The 20,518-nt window shown below is 40.3% G+C and carries 17 protein-coding genes; 6 read left to right on the forward strand and 11 right to left on the reverse strand.

Features of this window, described 5'->3' with window-relative positions; translation table 11 throughout:
• Positions 1 to 24 precede the first annotated feature (24 nt).
• Genes HN459_05805 through HN459_05815 form a run of 3 tightly spaced genes read left to right on the forward strand, consistent with a single transcriptional unit; the run spans position 25 to position 1,852 of the window.
• A complete protein-coding gene (locus HN459_05805; GenBank protein MBT3478962.1) occupies positions 25 to 342 on the forward strand; it encodes a hypothetical protein in 318 nt (105 codons plus the stop codon).
• 3 nt (positions 343 to 345) lie between these two features.
• Entirely contained in the window at positions 346 to 960 is a 615-nt protein-coding gene (locus HN459_05810) for a DUF2490 domain-containing protein (protein MBT3478963.1), read from the forward strand.
• A 4-nt stretch (positions 961 to 964) separates the two neighbouring features.
• Complete coding sequence (locus HN459_05815; GenBank protein ID MBT3478964.1) at positions 965 to 1,852, forward strand: hypothetical protein; 888 nt, start codon at positions 965 to 967, stop codon at positions 1,850 to 1,852.
• Between the two features lie 41 nt (positions 1,853 to 1,893).
• Here HN459_05815 and HN459_05820 read toward each other — a convergent pair whose 3' ends face one another.
• The 3 genes from HN459_05820 to HN459_05830 all read right to left on the reverse strand — a co-directional run bounded on the left by HN459_05820 (position 1,894) and on the right by HN459_05830 (position 5,588).
• Positions 1,894 to 2,919, reverse strand: coding sequence for a fructose-bisphosphate aldolase class I (locus tag HN459_05820; protein MBT3478965.1), 1,026 nt, complete (start codon positions 2,917 to 2,919; stop codon positions 1,894 to 1,896).
• Positions 2,920 to 3,307: 388 nt separating this feature from the next.
• Entirely contained in the window at positions 3,308 to 4,381 is a 1,074-nt protein-coding gene (gene fbaA / locus HN459_05825) for a class II fructose-bisphosphate aldolase (protein ID MBT3478966.1), read from the reverse strand.
• A 16-nt stretch (positions 4,382 to 4,397) separates the two neighbouring features.
• Positions 4,398 to 5,588, reverse strand: coding sequence for a pyrophosphate--fructose-6-phosphate 1-phosphotransferase (locus HN459_05830; GenBank protein ID MBT3478967.1), 1,191 nt, complete (start codon positions 5,586 to 5,588; stop codon positions 4,398 to 4,400).
• Positions 5,589 to 5,813: 225 nt separating this feature from the next.
• Here HN459_05830 and HN459_05835 point away from each other — a divergent pair, with 225 nt between their 5' ends.
• Complete coding sequence (locus HN459_05835; protein ID MBT3478968.1) at positions 5,814 to 8,951, forward strand: glycosyl hydrolase; 3,138 nt, start codon at positions 5,814 to 5,816, stop codon at positions 8,949 to 8,951.
• 106 nt (positions 8,952 to 9,057) lie between these two features.
• On the opposite strand, the gene HN459_05840 is transcribed toward HN459_05835, so the two are convergent.
• Positions 9,058 to 9,573: a hypothetical protein gene (locus HN459_05840; protein MBT3478969.1), complete on the reverse strand. Its 516-nt coding sequence runs from the start codon at positions 9,571 to 9,573 to the stop codon at positions 9,058 to 9,060.
• A 77-nt stretch (positions 9,574 to 9,650) separates the two neighbouring features.
• Between HN459_05840 and HN459_05845 the strand changes: the two genes are divergently transcribed.
• Together HN459_05845 and HN459_05850 are read left to right on the forward strand one after the other, a co-directional pair.
• Positions 9,651 to 11,606: an acetoacetate--CoA ligase gene (locus HN459_05845; protein ID MBT3478970.1), complete on the forward strand. Its 1,956-nt coding sequence runs from the start codon at positions 9,651 to 9,653 to the stop codon at positions 11,604 to 11,606.
• 25 nt (positions 11,607 to 11,631) lie between these two features.
• Positions 11,632 to 12,099 (forward strand): hypothetical protein, encoded by a 468-nt coding sequence (locus HN459_05850; GenBank protein MBT3478971.1) that lies wholly within the window; start codon positions 11,632 to 11,634, stop codon positions 12,097 to 12,099.
• 44 nt (positions 12,100 to 12,143) lie between these two features.
• Here the strand turns inward: HN459_05850 and gap are convergent, their stop codons facing one another.
• The 7 genes from gap to HN459_05885 form a co-directional block, all read right to left on the reverse strand.
• Positions 12,144 to 13,145 carry a type I glyceraldehyde-3-phosphate dehydrogenase gene (gene gap, locus HN459_05855; protein MBT3478972.1) on the reverse strand — a complete coding sequence of 334 codons (1,002 nt, stop codon included), beginning with the start codon at positions 13,143 to 13,145 and terminating at the stop codon, positions 12,144 to 12,146.
• Position 13,146: 1 nt separating this feature from the next.
• Entirely contained in the window at positions 13,147 to 14,163 is a 1,017-nt protein-coding gene (locus tag HN459_05860; GenBank protein MBT3478973.1) for a type I glyceraldehyde-3-phosphate dehydrogenase, read from the reverse strand.
• Positions 14,164 to 14,363: 200 nt separating this feature from the next.
• Positions 14,364 to 14,882: a cysteine dioxygenase family protein gene (locus tag HN459_05865; protein MBT3478974.1), complete on the reverse strand. Its 519-nt coding sequence runs from the start codon at positions 14,880 to 14,882 to the stop codon at positions 14,364 to 14,366.
• A 120-nt stretch (positions 14,883 to 15,002) separates the two neighbouring features.
• Positions 15,003 to 16,640 (reverse strand): NAD-dependent malic enzyme, encoded by a 1,638-nt coding sequence (locus HN459_05870; protein MBT3478975.1) that lies wholly within the window; start codon positions 16,638 to 16,640, stop codon positions 15,003 to 15,005.
• Between the two features lie 60 nt (positions 16,641 to 16,700).
• Positions 16,701 to 17,306, reverse strand: coding sequence for a GNAT family N-acetyltransferase (locus tag HN459_05875; GenBank protein ID MBT3478976.1), 606 nt, complete (start codon positions 17,304 to 17,306; stop codon positions 16,701 to 16,703).
• A complete protein-coding gene (locus HN459_05880) occupies positions 17,307 to 18,890 on the reverse strand; it encodes a thiamine pyrophosphate-binding protein (protein MBT3478977.1) in 1,584 nt (527 codons plus the stop codon).
• A partial coding sequence (locus HN459_05885; GenBank protein ID MBT3478978.1) for a pyruvate ferredoxin oxidoreductase occupies positions 18,887 to 20,518 on the reverse strand: 1,632 nt, incomplete at its 5' end. The genes HN459_05880 and HN459_05885, both read right to left, overlap by 4 nt.

A 20,518-nucleotide genomic window follows, 5' to 3' on the forward strand; every position in this document is an offset into this window, starting at 1 on the left:
CCAAAGGAAAAGTCATTTTATGAATTGAGTCGATTTGAGTTTGGTCTCCCCATACCAAAAACGCATAGACGAAACATTGCTGATCTCGCTATCAAGGAGGACGGTAGCCTATGGACTTCCGCTACTTCTGACCCCGGGGACTATGGGCCATTCACTACAGCCATTTATGAATTGGGCTCTATAAATCATGCGGGCACATTTACACCGATTCATCCTAAATTATTAAAACCCATTATAGTTATAGCAGGTCAAAAAGTTGAAGCACTAATGTTTTACAAAGAACATTTGGTTTTAATGACTGATAATGAGAATTTTGGTGCCACTTTTAAGTTACTTGATTAACCAATGCCTAAATATTTCATAACCCTGTTATTCTTTGCCTCAATCCTTTCCGGTCAATTTAATCACCAAGATAAACTAGTAATTAAACAAAAATTGGGTCAATCTACTGTTACCTTTGATTTCGACATCCGAACTAATGAAACAGGATTTTTTCATAAGCATTTGGATGTTGGGGTTCATTCTCCCATAAAATCTACTTGGAAAGTCGGCCTCAAATATAGAGCTCAATACCGCCTTAATGATGGTGCATGGAACTTGGAACAACGCCCACAAGTGGAATTACTTAAAGCTATCAATAAACCAATAGCAAAATGGCAACTTCGAACACGAATGGATTATCGTATTCGAAATGAGAAAAATAATGAAATGCGCAACAGGAGCCGAATCCAGTTAAAGGCAATCAATCCTATATCCCGGTTAAAGATAACACCATTTATTAATAATGAATTTTTCTTTGCGCCTGAAACATGGAATTATTATATCAACTGGACTTCTTTTGGATTCGATCTCCCAAAAACTAAATTTGGAAAACCGACTATTTTTTATAAATATATCCTGTCATTAAAAGAGGGAGAATGGAAACCATCTTACACATTCGTCTTTAAATTAAGCATCTGAAATCATGAAAATTTTAATATCAAAACTTCCAAAACATAATTGGTGGGGCCATGGGACACCCATCTATGAAAATAATCCCGCCATGAAAGAGGGCGTCGTCCCCAACCAAGAGTTGGTGGAAATTGAAATGTTTCTCATGTCAAAGCTGTTCAACAAACTTCCTATAGAAGTGGTTGAGATTGACTTCCCATATTATTTAGATCAACAGAACACCGAACAGCGTCAGCATGATTTTGTCTTTGTCCGTGATCTTTTTGTAAGTGACCAAAAAGGGAAAGTAATTATTTCTAAATTTAGGGAAAAGGCCCGCCAGGTTGAAGCGGACATTATGCAGGTTATGCTCGATTCCATGGGGTATGAAACGATTCGTATTCCTCACGATTCAACGGCGACTGCTGAAGGCGGCGAATTCTATTATTGTCCCGGGGATGGCGTTCTCTTTTCAGGCGCTTGTCGCAATAATGTAGAAGGCGCAGAATGGGTTGCACGGGAATTTAATGTGGACGAATTGGTCCTTATGAAATCGAATGCCTTTCATATAGATACACTTTTTACTCCAGTTATCAATAAAGAAAATAAATTGGTAGCTGTCATTGCGTGCACTGAACTTATGGAAAAGGATTCCACTGAAAACTTGCGACAATTTGCCAAAAGAAAAAATATTGAATTGGTTGAAGTTCCGCCAGAAGATGCCATTGGGACAGAAAATGAATTAGGCGAATTCGCCGTGAATTGTGAACCGTTACCCGGTTATCTCGTTGGTCCTACTCGTTTCCGTTCAAATAAAGTCGCACCATTATTGAAAGAATTGGGTGTCATGCATATTACTGTACCGACAACTCAATTTCGGTTGAGCGGCGGCGCCATCCACTGCCTCACAAACGAATTATAATTTAACGAAAGAGACGCCCTGGTAAATCGGGACGTCTTTACTTATTCCATATCTTCAGAATATTTTCCTTGAGTCGCTAGACTATTTAATTTTGCCCTTTTCATAAATGCACTCTGAGCAGCAGGCACATTTTCCTTCTTACCCTTCCAGGATTTAAGCGCCGGTTGCTGTAGAGCACGACCATAGGAAAAAGATAAATTCCAGGGTTTATTATTGCCCAACAATTGATTCATCTTATCCAAGTGAGCCGTGGCATCTGTATCGCTCTGACCGCCGGAAAGAAAGGCAATCCCTGGGACAGCAGCAGGAACTGTCCTGAAAAAGCATTGCAATGTAGCATTGGCCACTTCCTCCACCCCGGCGCGGTCACTGGCATCATAACCGGACATAACCATATTGGGTTTCAAAACCATTTGTTCAAACTGAACACCTTGAGAATAAAGCTCAAAGAAGACCGTATGAAGGACCTCTTCAGTTACAACAAAACTATCATCAATATCATGTGTGCCTTCCATGAGGATTTCCGGTTCAACAATGGGCACAATATCATTGGATTGACATAATGCGGCATAGCGTGCCAAACCGTGAGCGTTGGTGCTGATACAGTATCCACTGGGGTTATCATCATTAATATTGATAACAGCACGCCATTTAGCAAACCGAGCACCAAGCTTACGATATTCTTTCAAGCGTTCGTCCAGCCCATCCAAACCTGTAGTAATTTTTTCACCTTCACTTCGCGCAAGATCATGGGCGCCCGTATCAACCTTTATTCCCGGGATAACACCCTTCCCTGCCAAATATTCAGGGTATGGAGTTCCCTCTGCCAAGGATGATTGACGCAGTGTTTCATCATATAGAATGACACCGCTGATATTATTTTCCATTCCTTTGGCACTAAATAAAAGATCACGGTATGCATTTCGACTTTCAAAAGTGCTTTCTGTACCAATTTGCGCCAACCGTTTACCAATGGTTCCTGTACTTTCATCGGCGGCAAGAATTCCTTTACCTGGGGCGGTCATGGCTTCGGCAACGGCTTCCAGACTATTTAAATTTAAACTCATGCTATCATTTCCTTCTTCGTTTCTCAGGATTTATAATGTGAATTAATTCGTTCTGAATTAAGTTACAATCTAACAATAAATGGAAATAATTATCTCGGGGCAAAAGGGATTTTTGCTTTCGAGTTATCGGATTGAAATGATGAGCATCTGCCTGCCGAAACTTCAGTGTAGGCAGGGGCGAATCATTTCTTAATAATTGACGCGCAACGATTCGTGACCTCATCGTTGCAATCCTTACAAAGCTTTATTAATTCCCCTCTGAAAAGGTGCTTCGACGAAGTCGAAGCGGTGTGTTAAAAATTTTTGATTATTAAATTCAATATCATATAAACAAAAACAGCCCCGTAGGATGCGGGTCTGATTTTAATTTGAAAAGATAGTCTAAACCTTAGTTCGCCAGTGACGCCCCAACTGAACCGAGGTCAGCAAAAGCTTCGTCCAGACGTTCAATCATGCTGGTTTCAGCATCCCTTAAAACTTTTCGAGGATCATATTGTTTTTTATATGGTGTGCCATCTTCCGGGTCTACCTGATATAAAAACGCTTTTTGATTTTCATTCACATATGAACCAATTGCTTTTGAAAAAGCGAACTGGGTGTCCGTATCAATATTCATCTTGAAGACACCATAGGAAATCGCTTCGGATATTTTATTTTTTTCAGATCCGGATCCACCATGAAATACAAGGTCCAACGGATTTTCACCAGTCTTGTGCGTTTCATTAACCAATTCCTGAGAGGCTTTCAATATTTCAGGACGTAGTTTTACATTCCCCGGTTTATACACACCATGAACATTGCCAAAAGATGCAGCCAATGAAAAATGACCAAGAGGATTCAGAAGATCATAGGCTCTCAAGCAATCTTCCGGTTGAGTATAAAGTAAGGGATTATCTGCACCGATATCGTCATCGGAACCAACACCGTCTTCTTCACCACCAGTGACGCCCAATTCAATTTCAAGACTCATGCCGATGGGTGCCATTCGCTCCAGCAAACGGGCACATTCGGACAAGTTGAAATCAATATCTTCAGCCGATAAATCCAGCATGTGTGAGGTGAACAATGGTCTCCCTGTTTTTTTGAAATGAACTTCGCTATTACCCACCAATGCTTCCACCCACGGAATCAGTGCTTTGTTGGCATGATCCGTATGAAGTACAACACAAATGCCATAATGCTCCGCCAATAGATGCACATGATGGGCCGCTGAAACAGCGCCAAGGACTTTTGCTTCGAAACTGTCAGGACATCCCTGCCCTGCATAAAATTGTGCGCCACCATTGGATAATTGAATAATTACATCCGATTTATTTTTTGCTGCTGCTTCCATAACTGCATTTATGGAACTAGTGCTTACAACATTCACAGCCGGCATTGCATAGCCGCCTTCTTTTGCCGCTTTTAAAAGTGTTTGATAATCGTCCCCGGTAACAACACCGGGCTTGAGAGAATAATTCATTATATTTCCTTATTTTTTACTTTTGGCCAATTTCAGCCAATAATTCATTAAACCAATTCACTTGGGAATCAAATGGCTTACCGCCCTTGATCCTATCAAAATCTATTAATCCTAACTCGCTATTTTGATCATCGTCCAAACCAATGACGCCGCTTTGGCCATCTAACGCGAGTTTTGCCCCAAGAGCTCCGGATAATTTAATTAAATCCAGATCTTGTTTGTTCGGTGCAGCGCTCCGGCCAAAATATCCGCTTTTCTGAACCAAAGTTTTTTCAGCTTCAAGCCTATCTGTAAACTGTTTCGCAAACCACTGTCCTGGATTCAACGTATTCAATGCCACATGGCCAAATGCGTCCCGTTCAACCGTTTCTCCCGCCGCTTCCATTTCTTCAATGATGATATCTGTTCCGGCTCCTTCACTAAGGAAAATATTGACTGAATCTTTTTCATCCATCACTCCTTTAAGGCGCGAACATTCCGCGTCAAAATCAATTTCCATTTCAGGAATATAAATTGCATCCACATCCCAACGCTCTTGGTCAATTAAAATTTCCGGTAAAAAATTGCGCTGTTTTAATCTGTCATGATATTGTTTTGCTGTATAAGCCGTAAGCCATCCGCAGCTTCTTCCCATAACTTCATGAATGATCAATTGACGAAAACTGGTCGTATTCTCGTTGGCGATATTTTCAAAGAAGATGGCGCCTTGTTCTGCTGCCGTCCATGCGCCTAAAGTTTGGGTAATGGGAAATACATCATTATCCACTGTCTTGGGGAGACCCACAACAGTGAGATTATAATTATTTTCTTTAAGATAAAATGAAAGTTGGGCCGCCATAGTATTGGTATCATCACCACCAATCGTGTGAAGGATGTCAATGCCATCTTTAACTAACTGGTTTGCGGCCACTTCTAGCGGATCTTCGCCATCTTTCACATAACCGCGCTTCACACAATCAGCAACATTGGTAAGTTTAACGCGACTGTTTCCGATGGGACTGCCGCCGTATTCATAAAGTACATCCGTCTTTTTCCGAACGGATGGCGGGATAGGAATGGATTTACCAAGAAGCAGACCACGGTATCCATTTAAATAACCGATGAGTTGTGCCTCTGGAGCCAATTCATTGTATGCTTCAATCAGGGCGCCAATGGAAGCTGAAAGGCAGGGCGCAATTCCTCCTGCGGTTAAAAATGCAATTTTCATGAATTTCCTAAAATTTGAGCCAGAAAATTAACGATAGAATTATTTAAATAGTAACTAAATTCATCGATATTTATTTATTTATTTAGAATAATTTGCACAATACCTTAATTATTTAGGATATTCAATTAATCCTATAGCTTAATTTGATTCCTTGCTAAAAATCCTTCCGTAGGGTTATTATTCTCGCCTACAATTTTTCGAAAGTGTCATAATTAGGAGGTTTTTATGCGCAACAGAAAGCCTATTGTCCAATTCGTAATTTTTCTATTGGCATCACTTACTTTGATTAGCGCCAAAGAACGGTTCAGCGAAGATTTATACAAAGCATTAAAATACCGCAATATTGGCCCATTTCGGGGTGGGAGGTCGGCTGCTGCAGCGGGCGTTCCCGGTAATAAATTTTTAGCCTATTTTGGCGCCACCGGCGGTGGCGTTTGGCAAACCCAAAATGGCGGCCAATCCTGGAAGAATATTTCCGATGGTTTTTACGGCGGTTCAATCGGAGCTATAGCCGTGAGTGAATGGGATCCCAACGTCATCTATGTAGGCGGTGGTGAAGTTACCGTTCGGGGGAATGTCTCCCATGGAAACGGCGTGTGGAAATCCACCGACGCAGGTAAAACATGGAAGCACATGGGGCTCAAAGATTCCCGGCGAATACCCAGAATTCGAATTCATCCACGCAATCCGGAATTAGTCTATGCGGCTGCCCTGGGCCACTTGTTCGGGCCCAATGAAGAACGGGGTGTTTTTCGTAGCAAAGACGGTGGTGAATCATGGGAAAAAATTCTTTATGTAAATGATGAAGTTGGCGCTTGCGATCTCACCCTTGACCCCAATAATCCCCGCATTATTTATGCATCGACATGGCGCATTAAGCGCACACCTTATAGTCTCGAAAGTGGCGGTGAAGGTTCTGGACTTTGGAAGTCCACCGACGGCGGTGATACCTGGAAAGAGATTACCAAAAACAAAGGACTGCCAGAAGGTATCGTCGGCATTATTGGCGTTACTGTTTCGCCACTAAATTCTGATCGCGTCTGGGCTTTAATTGAAAACCGAAAAGGTGGTTTATTTCGTTCTGAAGACGGCGGTAAAACTTGGAAAAAAACCAGTTCCGATAACAATCTTCGTCAGCGAGCTTGGTACTATACTCGAATCTATGCGGACACTGAAAATGAAGATATTGTCTATGTACTGAATGTTTCCTTCTGGCGCTCGAAAGATGGTGGTAAAACATTCAACAGAATTCGCACACCCCATGGCGATCACCACGATTTGTGGATTGATCCATTGGATGCAAAACATCTCATCATCGCCGATGATGGAGGCGGTCAAGTTTCTTTTGATGCGGGAGAAACATGGAGCACTTACCACAATCAGCCCACATCTCAATTCTACCGCGTTGATGTGGATAATCAATTCCCCTACCGCATCTATGCCGGGCAGCAGGATAACAGTACTGTGTCCATACCCTCCCGCACATCCGGTGGAAGTATAACAGAAGATGATTGGCATTCCGTTGGGGGCGGCGAAAGCGCCCATGTGGCGCCCCATCCTGAAAACCCCAATATTGTTTATGCCGGGAGTTACAGCGGATTTCTAACGCGCTATGACCATATTACCAAAGAACGGCGCAACATTACCGTTTGGCCGGACAATCCAATGGGCCACGGCGTAAAAGATATGAAATTCCGCTTCCAATGGAACTTCCCCATCGAGTTTGATCCCCACGATCCAAATACACTTTATGTGGGCTCTCAGCATTTGCATAAATCCACGGATGAAGGGCAAACATGGGAAGTAATCAGCCCCGATCTTTCCACAAATACCGTAACCATGCAGGATGAATCGGGTGGACCCATCACTAAGGATGACACTGGTGTGGAATATTATTGCACTGTTTTTGTGATTACTCCATCTCCTCAAGAGGAGGGTGTTGTTTGGATTGGTACTGATGACGGTCGTGTTCACATTACCAAAAATGGCGGCCAATCCTGGACGGACATTACACCTAAAAATATGCCCGAATGGGGTATGGTGAATTCCATCGATCAATCGGCCCACGATCCTGCCACAGCCTACATGGCAGTGACACGTTACAAATCTGATGATTTTAAGCCCTATCTTTTTAAAACAAACAATTACGGTAAATCTTGGAAAATGATTTCTAAAGGTATTCCCGATGATGCCTTTACCCGCGTTGTGCGGGAAGACCCCAAAAGAAAAGGACTCCTTTATGCAGGTACTGAAACAGGGATGTATATTTCTTTTGATGACGGCAAAAACTGGCAATCGTTTCAGTTAAATCTGCCCATCGTTCCCATTACCGATTTAGCAGTAAAAGAGAATGATCTTGTGGTGGGAACCCAAGGACGATCCTTTTGGATTTTGGACGACTTGACGCCCCTCCACCAATTGTCAGATAAAATTTCTAAATCTAAATCCCATCTGTATAAACCAAGGGTCACTTATCGCATGAGTGGAGGTAGCCGTTGGGGTGGATCATCATCCGCCGGGGCTAACCCGCCCAATGGTGTTATGACCTTCTACTATTTGAAAGATGAAATTGCCAAGGATGATACAATCACTTTGGAATACATGGAAGCGAATGGTGAAGTGATTAAATCATATTCAAATAAAAAGGCTAAAGATAAAAAAGGTCCAACTGTTGATGCTGAAAAAGGCATGAACCGCTTTGTTTGGAATACCCGATATCCCGATGCGAAAAAAGTGCCCGGCGCTGTTATGTGGGGCGGTTCTCATATGGGTCCCAAAGCTGTCCCCGGTGAATACAAAGTGCGCATGACTGTGAATGGCAAATCACAAACCCATTCATTTGTAATTGAAAAAGATCCCCGCATCAAAACAACACAATCCGATTTTGAAGCACAATTCGATTTGCTCATGGATATTCGCGATCGTACTTCCGAAATCAATGAAAAGGTCTTAACTATTCGTAGTATCAAAAAACAGGTCAATGCACTAACGGGATTAATGAAAGATTCCGGGTTTAAAAATGATGAAATCAAAGAAGCGGGAAAAGCGTTAGCCAAATCATTAACGGAAATTGAAGAATCTTTAATCCAGGTTAAATCCAAAAGTGGACAGGACCCATTAAACTATCCCATCAAACTGGATAATAAAATCGCATCCTTAGTTTGGGTGGTCTCCGGTGTGGATGCGCGCCCCACTGCACAATCTTATGGTGTGCTGGATGACCTTGTTTCAAAATCACAAGTCCATTACAAAAAATTGGATAAGGTACTCACGGATGATCTATTCAAATTCAATAATATGGTTAGCGATGCCGCAGTACCCGCTGTGATGATTGTACCGTCAGAAATGAGTAAAGAATACTAAAATAAGATTTCGAGAATTCAATTTATTAATACTCCCCGCCCCCGCATAATGCGGGGGACACCCCTCTTAAAAAAGGGGAATTATAAAGAATTCCTAAAATCTTTTTCTATTTTTTCATTCTTAAGTATTTTTGGGGTAAAGGATCCTCTTTGGTTTCTCCATTCCATAAAATACTGATAATCCACCAACGGTCATTGTCATGGATTAATTGAATACTGTTAATCCCCCTCGCAAAGGGCTTTTTATCATTGGCAGAATTTCGACTGTCATAGGTCGAAAAAATATGCGTGATGTGACGGTACTGTTCGGTGCGGCGACCGATCTCTCTTTCGAAAAATCCATCATCGACTAAAAATGGTTCCGCTCGTTTAATATAATCTTCCGGCGTCATGGCACGGGTGTCCACTTTTCCCTCTTTTGTCTTGCCCACAGAACGGAGTGTACCCGAAGCATGGAATAAATAACGAAATTTGTCCCAATCCCGAGCTTCCCCTTTTTCTCCAGAAATCACATCATAGAGTGCTTCAATTATAGCATCAAGTGATGCCACATCTTTTTCATAATTGGGTGGACTAGCTCCAAGGACTGTAACTGTGATGAGTAATAATAATATGGATTTCATTTTTTCCTTCCTAAAGTCTTTCATGGAAATTAGTCTCAATTGGGAATAAAATCCCCCTATCTATTAATATGAAAAATATGAATCAAATTCTCTGGACACCTACCCAAGATCGGATTGACGCTTCCCAAATGGATTCCTTTCGAAAACAGGTTAATACCCGTTTTCACATTAATCTGCAGGATTACCATGAACTTCACAAATGGTCCGTTTCAAATATTACGAATTTCTGGAAAGCCATCTGGGAATTCATGGCAATTGAATTTTCATCCGATTATACTCAAGTGGTAGATGATGAATCCAAAATGCCCGGGGCAAAATGGTTTGATGGTGCTCGCCTCAATTTTGCAGAAAATTTATTGAGGTTTCGATCCGATAAACCGGCGATCCATTTTAAAGGAGAAGATAATCCAGTCCGCACCCTTTCCTATAATGAGTTGTTTTATGAAGTAGAAAAACTGGCATCAGCGATGAAAAATATGGGAGTGCAAAAAGGTGATCTCGTGGCAGGGTTTATGCCCAATATGCCCGAAACCATTATAGCCATGCTGGCTACAACTTCTATCGGTGCCATTTGGTCATCATCATCTCCCGATTTCGGAATTAAAGGTGTTCTGGATCGATTCACCCAAATCAAACCGAAAGTTCTTTTCGCCGCCAATGGTTACTTTTATAACGGAAAACCATTTGACTCCCTTGAAAAACTGAACAGCATTTTGGATAAACTACCTTCTGTTAAGCAGGTGGTCATTACACCATACACAGAATTAGACCCTGATATTTCATCCGTAAAAAATGGTGTCATGTGGAATAACTTTCTTGATCCAACTCCGAAATCAATCGAATTTGAACAACTCCCTTTTGATCACCCTCTCTATATCATGTATTCCAGCGGTACAACGGGATTACCCAAATCTATCGTTCATGGTGCCGGCGGAACGCTCATTCAACATTTGAAAGAATTACGCCTCCATGGGAATATTGCTAAAGATGATACAGTATTTTATTTTACCACTTGCGGATGGATGATGTGGAATTGGCTCGTGAGTAATTTGGCCATCGGCGGCACCATTGTCCTTTATGACGGCTCACCTTTTCATCCCAACCCCAATGCCATGTGGGACATGGTGGATGAACTTGGCATCACCCATTTTGGCACTAGCGCTAAGTTTATTGATGCTTGCAAACAGGAAGGCCTTTCGCCCAATGACACCCATTCTCTGGAATCCATTAAAACCATTTTCTCTACCGGATCACCATTGGTGAAAGAAAGTTTTGATTATGTGTATGAACATATTAAATCAGATGTTCAACTTTCTTCTATTTCTGGCGGGACTGATATTATTTCCTGTTTCGCCGGAGGAAATCCAACCTTACCGGTTCATCGTGGTGAACTTCAATGCATTGGATTGGGGATGGATGTGACTTCCTTTGATTTTAAAGGCAATGCCCTAGAAAATGAAAAAGGTGAATTAGTTTGTCGAAAAGCATTTCCATCCATGCCTATTTATTTCTGGAATGATGCAGATGGACAAAAATATCATGACGCTTATTTTGATGAATTCCCGGGCATTTGGCACCATGGCGATTTTATAGAAGTGAATGAACATGGAGGCGTTACCATATTTGGCAGAAGCGATGCCACATTAAATCCCGGCGGCGTTAGGATCGGCACAGCTGAGATCTACCGTGTGGTGGATGCTTTTGAAGAAATAGCAGATAGTTTGGTTGTTGGACAATCCGTCAATGGTGATGAACGTGTCATCCTTTTTATTATGTTAAATAAAGGGTCATCATTGACTGAAGAATTAATTACAAAAATTAAAAAATCCATTCGATCCAATTGCACACCAAGACATGTGCCCGCCATTGTTTTGGAAACGAAAGATATTCCTTACACTATCAATGGAAAGAAAGTGGAGATTGCGGTGAAGAAGGTTATCCAAGGTGAAGAAGTATCAAATAAAGATGCCTTGGCGAACCCGAAATCGTTGGAATTATATAAAAATTTGGCTGCGCTGTCCTATGATTTGTAGCATGCTATATATTTGCATAAAATAAATGGATACATTCAGCCACGCCCTTTGGGGCAGAGGATTGTTTGGATACCGTGGAAAACCGTGGATGGCACTTTTCTTTGGTGCCTTGCCGGATCTTGCTTCTTTTGGTATTCTGATTGTTGTTCGAATTTTATCGGGAGAATTTCAATTCGGTGGCACACCATCAGCCGAGACGATTCCATGGTGGGTGTATATCAATTACGATATATCACACAGTTTTATCAGCGCATTTTTATGTATCGGCATTGTTTATAGATATAGAAAGGATTTGGCCTTTGCCATGCTCGGTTGGCCCTTCCATATTTTGTTGGATTTTCCTTTTCACTCCAAAGCGTTCTTTCCCACAAAACTATTGTGGCCGCTTACTGACTTTTCATTCGATGGTATCCCATGGTCCCGGCCGGAAATATGGTTTCCCAATTTGGCGGGAATTATAATTTTATTTATTTACAGGAAATATAAATCATAACTGTAGAGGCGTCCCTATAAATCGGGACGTCTCTACATCATATTTTAATTAAACTTGCTTAGGATTCCCACCAAGTCTGCAACTCGGTTGGAATAACCCCATTCATTATCATACCAATTCAGTGTTTTGACCAAACTGCCTTCAATCACTTTGGTGAATGGTGCATCAAATATGGATGAATGTGGATTTCCTATAATATCCGTGGAAACAACAGGCAGTGTGGAATATTCAACCACATTACGCATGCCTTTACTTTGGGATGCTACCAAAACAGCTTCATTAATTTCATCTACAGTCACATCTTTACCCAATCGGAATACGCTGTCTACAACAGAACCGTCCGGAACAGGCACACGCATAGCAATTCCATCCAGTTTACCTTTCAATTCCGGCAATACTTTACCCACTGCTTTGGCCGCGCCAGTAGTAGTTGGAATAATATTTTCAGCAGCAGCACGACTGCGGCGCCAATCGGAGTGAGGCACATCCGCCAATCTTTGATCGTTAGTATAAGCGTGGATTGTATTAATCACCCCATATTCGATGCCAAAATTGTCATTCAAGATTTTCGCCATAGGTGCCAAACAATTGGTGGTACAACTGGCATTAGAAATAATCTTATGATCAGCAGTTAAGCCACCATCATTCACACCGATAACCAAAGTATAGTCAATTTCATCCTTAGATGGTACCGTAAGAATAACACGTTTGGCGCCAGCATCAATATGCTGTTGAATCTGAGATCGTTCACGGAAGATACCTGTTGCTTCAATAACCACATCTACATTTAAATCATTCCATGGCAATTGTGAGGGATCCCTTTCAGCCACCATTTTAATCTTGTTATTCGATGTTTTCATTACATCACCATCCAGGGTAACCGTATCCTCGAAACGACCCATCACTGTATCATATTTCAACAGGTAAGCAAGGGCATCGTTATCAGCAATATCATTGATAGCTACAACAGAAATATTTTCCCTACTATTAAGGATTCTGAATACAGAACGGCCAATGCGTCCAAATCCATTTATCGCAACTCTCATATTAAGACTCCCCCAAGGATGCGTAAGCATCGGCTAATTCTAAAATTCGATTGGCAAATCCCCAACCATTATCAAACCAGGAAATTGTTTTTAACAGTTTTCCAGATGCCATCATTGTGGCTTGGCTGTCAAAAACCATGGTGTCGCCACTACCAATGGCATCACTAGAGACTATTGGATCTTCTGTATATCCAATAATATCCCGCAGGCCATTTTCACTGGCAGCTTTAAAGGCGGCATTGACTTCTTCAATTGAAGGCATTTTTTCCATTTCTGTGGTAAGGTCGATACATGAGCCATTGGCCACGGGAACATTGATGGCCATGCCGGTGAGTTTGTTCTTGAATTGGGGCATGAGTTGGGAAACGTAATCCGGTGCCCATGTTTCATTGGGAATGATATTCTCAACAGCAGACCGACTTCGGCGTAAATCAGAACGGGCGGCATCGGCCAATGGCTGATCCGATGTATAAGCGTGAACAGTTGTCATCATAGCCTGTTTCACACCAAATGCATCGTCTAAAACTTTGAGCATAAGAGCCAAAACTTGTGTCGTGGCGGAGGTAGTTGAAATAATCTTGTCATCACCATGGATTTCTCCATCATTCAATCCTTTGATAATGATACGGTCAACTTCATCAATGGGCGGTTTTGATACCAATACCCGCTTGGCACCTGCATCCAAATGGAGTTGAAGTTTATCCCGGTGACGGTAAGCGCCAGTGGTGTCAATGACCACATCTACATCAAAGGCATCCCAGGGGATTGTCCCTGGTGTTCCACCGGCCAATAGCCGAACGGAATGATTATCATACTTAAGGTAATTACCATCCAATGCAATCTCATCATTCATTGAACCATGGATTGAATCACGAACCAATAGGTAATGCATTGCTTCTACATCACCAAGGTCGCTAATAGCAACGAAGTCGAATTTGGGGTCTCTATAGCCTAAACGGAAAATATTCCGACCAATGCGGCCAAAGCCAAAAAGCCCCACTCTTAAAGGTTTATTCATAGAATATCCTAATATTTTTAAGTGGTTTTTATAATTTTATTAAAATGCTACACCGTCGACCAGTAAAGTTACTTCAATTTTATTTATGAGTAAAAGCATTAAAATTAAATTCGGTATAAACTTTATTTATAATCTAAAAATAAAATTGGATGCACAGAAGACAGCGCGTATTTAATTGAATAAAAAAAGTTAATTCAAAATTAACAGGGTTCCTTATACATGCTGTCATAGACTAATTCCACCTTTTTTATTGTCCCTGTATCAAGGCAATAAATATCACATTCGGCAAATGGTTTTGCATAAATATGTAAGCTAACTGCTGGTTGTTCAAACACATTTTCTACAGAGTGAATTTCAGCTGGTCCGTCCAAATAGCCCTTTTCACCTTTTACCAAATCTAGCATCGAAAGGGTGAGAGGCTTTTCAGAATCCAATTGATAATTGCACACTTGCAATGCACCTGCTTCTACTCGCATCCAGCATTTTTCACCTTCATGACCGTGGATGGGTGCCTTCTGACCTGCTTGCCAACAAACGATTATAATTTCAAAGTCATCGTCTTTGTGTACCAGGTGGCGGGCATATTTATCTATTTTGAATTTTTTATAATCATTCAGATCTGTTTCGGACAATATATATTGCCTTAATAGTTTAGAAATTTCCGGTACAGGAAAATCCTGACGGGCATATTCTTTTAATTGGCTGATTAATTTTTCCATAAATTTATTCTTTCTATATTATTATAACTTAATCTTCAAAGAATAATCCTACTCCATCAGTAGGCAAATCTTGAAAGACAATTAAGTTTTACCATAGATCCTAATTTTGATGAATCATTATCAAACATAAGATACATAATCCGGTATATAGGCTTCTTTTCGAATGGTTTGCTCAATATTTTCAGGCCTGGGAACTTGTGCTAAATTATTATCAAACACGTATTCTGCAATAGCTATTGCAATCTGAATTGAGATTTCACGAATATTAGTTAATGGTGGATAAAGCCGTCCTTCATCAAAATCGGAAAAACTAACCATGGCCCCCAAGGTTTGAGCCGCAATAATTAACATTTCATCGACCACACGAGAGGCTCTTGATATGACGATTCCCATGCCCAGACCAGGAAAAATATATGCGTTATTTCCTTGCCCAGAATAAAATGTTTTCCCCTTGAATTTTACTGGATTAAAGGGACTTCCACTGGCAAATAAAGCCTTTCCGTCTGACCATTTATAAGCTTCTTCTGCAGTACATTCAGACTTAGTTGTGGGGTTAGATAAAGCAAAAATAATTGGATTCTCATTATTTTTAGCCATTGCTTTTATAACTTCTATTGTAAACACATTTGGTTGACCAGCTACACCAATAATTACAGTAGGTTTTATTTTTTTTACTACCTCAAGAAAATTGGTTTCTCCCGTTATTGAATGGGCAAACTTTTCTTTATTCACGGTTAAATGATCTCGCCCTTTTACCACTAATCCCCGAGAATCAAATAGATATATATTCTCCCGTGAATTCTGAGGAGAAACGCCTGCCATTTCCTTTGCAGTTGCAATATCCTCTGCAATACCTATTGCTGCTGACCCCGCACCGTAAAATAAAATACATTGTTCTGAAAGAGACGACTCTAGATTTTTCATTGCAGTGAATAACCCAGCTAAAACGACGCTACCGGTTCCTTGGATATCATCATTAAAAGAACAATAATCATACCGGTATTTTTCTAATAATCGATACGCATTTTGATTCGCAAAATCTTCAAACTGAACCAAAGCATTCGGAAATACTTTTGAAACTGCATCCATAAACTCATCTATCAATTGATCAAATTCGTCCCCAACTATTCTTTTATGTCTTAATCCAATATAAAGCGGATCCTCAAGTAGTACATTATTATTAGTGCCCACATCAATTGTGATAGGTATCGTTTTTCTTGGATCGATACCTGCGCAGACTGTATATAAAGATAGTTTTCCTACAGGAATTCCCATTCCATCAGCACCTAAATCTCCTAACCCTAAAATACGCTCACCATCAGTAACAACAATTACATCTATTTCATTTCTTGGCCAATTTTTGAGTATAGTTTCAATACATCCTTTATCGTTATTTGAAATGTACATTCCTCGAGGTCGGCGAAAAATATGACCATATTCCTGGCATGCCTGACCAACAGTTGGCGTATATATAATGGGTAAAAATTCTTCTATCTCATCCATTATTAATCGATAAAATAATGTTTCATTTCTATCCTGCAGAGACATGAGATAAATATATTTTGCCATATCTGTTTCGAGAGATCGAACGGTTGACAAAACCTTCATTTTTTGTTCGGATTGTGTCGAAATATGAGGTGGCAACAACCCTTCTAATTTCAATAATATTCTTTCTTTAGAAGAGAAGGCTGTCCCCTTATTCAATAAAGGATTGTGCAATAAATCCACACCTTTCACATCCTTTTGGATATTTTTCATATTTTTGCTGTAATTCTCATTTTTATCTTATTCTATTTTTCAGAAATACAATCAACTTGATTACATTTCTCCTGCACTAACAGAACTATGCTCATTATCCAACCAGTCTCCAATAAAAGTATGGGCTGATCTCAACTCTTCTAAAGATGCTGCCATTACAACCATATCTTGCTCATGTCCTTCTTGATCCTGGACATAATTTGGTAGTACTCCTCCTATTTTAAATCCTAAATGGGTGTATATATTCATTAAATCTTTTTGGGGGCGCATAAATTTAGTGGTTATTTTTTCGAGTTTTTTACTGTGGGCTATATCAAATATATCTTTAGCCATGGCATATTGAATCCCCTTCCCAAGCTGATCTTTTGGTACTACCATACGTAAATATGCTGAACTACTTTTCCATGAATCAGAACTAATCGCCAAGGATGAATCTCCAACAATTTTACCGTCCATTTCAGCTATCCGCCTTATCACTTTTCCCGACTCTGATTCTTTTGCTCGTTCTATTAAATGATTTTTGTCAGTTACATCACTTCGAAAGTAATTCCGCTTTGATTCAGGTATTTCATTAAAAAATGTTACTGAATTTTGGAAATCCTCCGAAGATAAATCTTTAATCACAATAATAGATTTGTCTTTTAATATAAATGTTTTTGTCTCCATTTAAATAACTCCTGCTAATTCTTGAAGAAGACGCCAATTAGCCAATCGATCAGCTTGGGAAGATTTCATAATGTCATCCGGTTTACCATTCTGGTCAAAATGTTTCGCAAATCGTCCTTCTGATCTGGCAAAAGTTATAAAGTCTGTGGCTTCATCCGTTTTAGGATTCACATACCAATCTTTATTTTTTGCAGGGTTTCCTTGCAGTGAGAGTCGCTCAGAAATGCGCTCCCCTTTTGAAGGATCATAAATAAAAATAGGGAAAGCTCGAGAGTCTGCAGCAAGCTTTGCCTGTTGCATAGCCATATCATCCGCCACACCATGTTCTGGCTGGCAAGTTGTATAAACATTAATGACTGAAGGGCCTGGATATTCATTGGCAGCCATAATTGCCTTGTAAAAATGATTCGTATGAGCAGATGTTGTTTGGGCTACAAATATATCGGGATGCATCATACATAAGTTTGCAATTTCTTTTCGTTTTTCTGTTTTGCCACCGAGGACTTTTCCCACCACCGACATTTTAGCATCCTGACCTGTAAAAGTAGCTGTGGATGTCTGTCCGCCTGTATTTGAATATACTTGCGTATCTAATATGAGTACGTTGATATCCATGCCGGATGCCAACATGCGAGACATTGCTTGGAAACCAATATCTACCATAGCACCATCACCACCAATAGCCCATAGTTTTTTCTCTTGCCATCCCATCTGATCCCAACGCGCTCGGATACCCATAGCATCCGCAGATACATTTTCAAAAAGAGAATTGGTCCAAGGTACTAAAAATGGATTATAAGGATAGGTTGACCCATAAACTGTATTGCATCCTGTAGCTGCAACCAGACCAATACTCTCTTTTCCATAAACAAATCCCGTGGCAGCAAGCATCATCCTCAAGGCTGTTCCCTCTCCACACCCCATACAAGATCCGGCGCCACCAGTATAAAGCATAGAATCGCTGGCAAGCATCATATCTACTAATACTCGTTCGTTTATATATTCTGATGGGGTGTCTCCCAATTCATTAAAAAAATCAAAGGCTGTTTGATAGGTAGGTATTGTATTATCCACTTTGGTAATCATGGACAAGGCTTCATGATCTCCACAGGCATCTACACACTCTGCACATCCTTTACATTTAGTCGGATCAATAAAAATGCCAAACTTTGCCGGTTCTTTCCCTTGTTTCGAAGGCACCTTAGAAAATTTATTGGTATCTGCCCATTGGTTTAATATCCATCCTTTAATTTCACCTGATTCCAATTTGTCTATGGTTTTATTCAGTTGAGATTCAGGAATAGCTTTTCCAAGAATAGCCGTATCAGGGCATTGGGTAACACACTCCATACAAGCAACACAATTATCTGATGTGAATTCAGGAATATCCGGCGCAATATAACTGAAGTCACGAAGCGCTGCTGTTCCTGAAGGGATTATACTCCTCGCTACCGATTCATCTGCTGGAAGACCTTCTTCTGCCGTTCCGTTATTATAAGCACCCACAATTCTTTCATTAAAATCTTCAACATCTAAAACGTTGAAAGCTGTCTTTTTATTTAGTTCTGAAACTTGAATGCTCATGCTACAACTTCCTTTGAATCTTTTTGTTTGACTTCAAAAACTTCATTAAATCCCCGTTTAACTGCATTTAAATTGTCTTGAACAACTTGTTCGCCTCGTTTTCCAAAATATTTTCTCAAAGATTTTTCAACACCATCCATTAAATCATCTTCACTAATATCAGATCGTTCCAAAAAAGGCGTCGCTTTTAAGAAAATCCCTAATAATACAATCCCTTGCATCCTTTGGATTAAATCAGGTCGAGAAGAAACATCTTTCGCAATTTTAACCGTATCCAATGCTAATACTTTAATCTTATTTTTTTTTATGGTTTTTTGGGCCCATTTCGGAAAATCACACCATATTTCACTAGATTCTGTCTTGGGTGACTGAACAAAAAGCATTCCCCCCTCCTGAAGTCCTTTTAGAGGGTTCGCAAGATTAAAAGCATTCACATCATTGAGTGGAACAAATTCAACAAATTCAAGTTCGTTATGGGTTTTTACTCGTTTCGGACTCACAGTTAAATAATATGTTGTTGGAAGCCCTTTTTTCTCCGAACCATATTTCGGATAGGCTTGGACATACATATCAAAAAGATCCGCAACAATTGTTGCGATAATTTTATTGGTGGTTACAGAGCCATATCCACCAACGGAATGCCCCCGCATAGAGAATGTACCATCACATCTTATATCTGTTGATTCACCTGCATTTATAGCGAGATCATGCTGAATGCCAATCGCAAAATACTTTTTATCATCTTTTATCATATTTTCGACTACGGCAATAATGTCATCAGGGCGGACATCTCTAGAACCCAACCCTGCTGAACCTGAGTAAATCTTTGGTACTCTAATTTTTCCACTTTCATCTGGCTGAAGATTATCTGCGAAGGACGATTTAATCTCCATAGTGAGCGGGTTACTTTCAGCCAATGGATTATCCATCCTTTCTAACACAGAAAATGCATTTACATTTTTTAATGCTTCTACAATTTGTTTTCCAGGAAATGGACGAAATGATGTCACATGAACAATCCCTACTTTAATATTTTTTTCTAACCGAAGGTAATCCACAGCCGATTCTGCTGTTTCAATCATGGACCCCATACCCACTATGGCATATTCAGCATCATTCATTTTATATTGTGAAATCATTCCATATTCACGGCCTGTTAATTTTTTGAAATCCGTCATTGCATCCAAAAGGGATTGTTCAATTTTATCTGTATAAACCCGTTGAGCAATTTTCCCTTTCATGTACGAATCTTGATTTTGAACAACCCCGGTCATAATCGGATGATAAGGGTCCATCAAATTCACAAGTTTATCCTGAGGTTTACCTACAAAATCATCCATCATTTCAGGCTCATGTAATTTTACATTTTCAATAGTATGTGTAGTTAAAAATCCATCCATTATATTTAGAAAAGGCGTGTGGGTATCTTCGGCCACGCGCCGGCAAATTAAAGCTAGATCCCCTGTTTCTTGAGCATTCTTAGCAAATAGCATACCCCACCCTGTATCCGTAACAGCCATAACATCATCATGCCCTGCGTGAACATTTAAAGAGTGAGATGTAAGGGCTCGGGCTCCAATATGAAATACAACTGGAAGCCGCTTGCCCGAAATTGTATAGAGGACTTC

It is taken from the genome of Candidatus Neomarinimicrobiota bacterium (assembly GCA_018647265.1).
Taxonomy (GTDB): Bacteria; Fidelibacterota; Marinisomatia; order Marinisomatales; family TCS55; genus TCS55.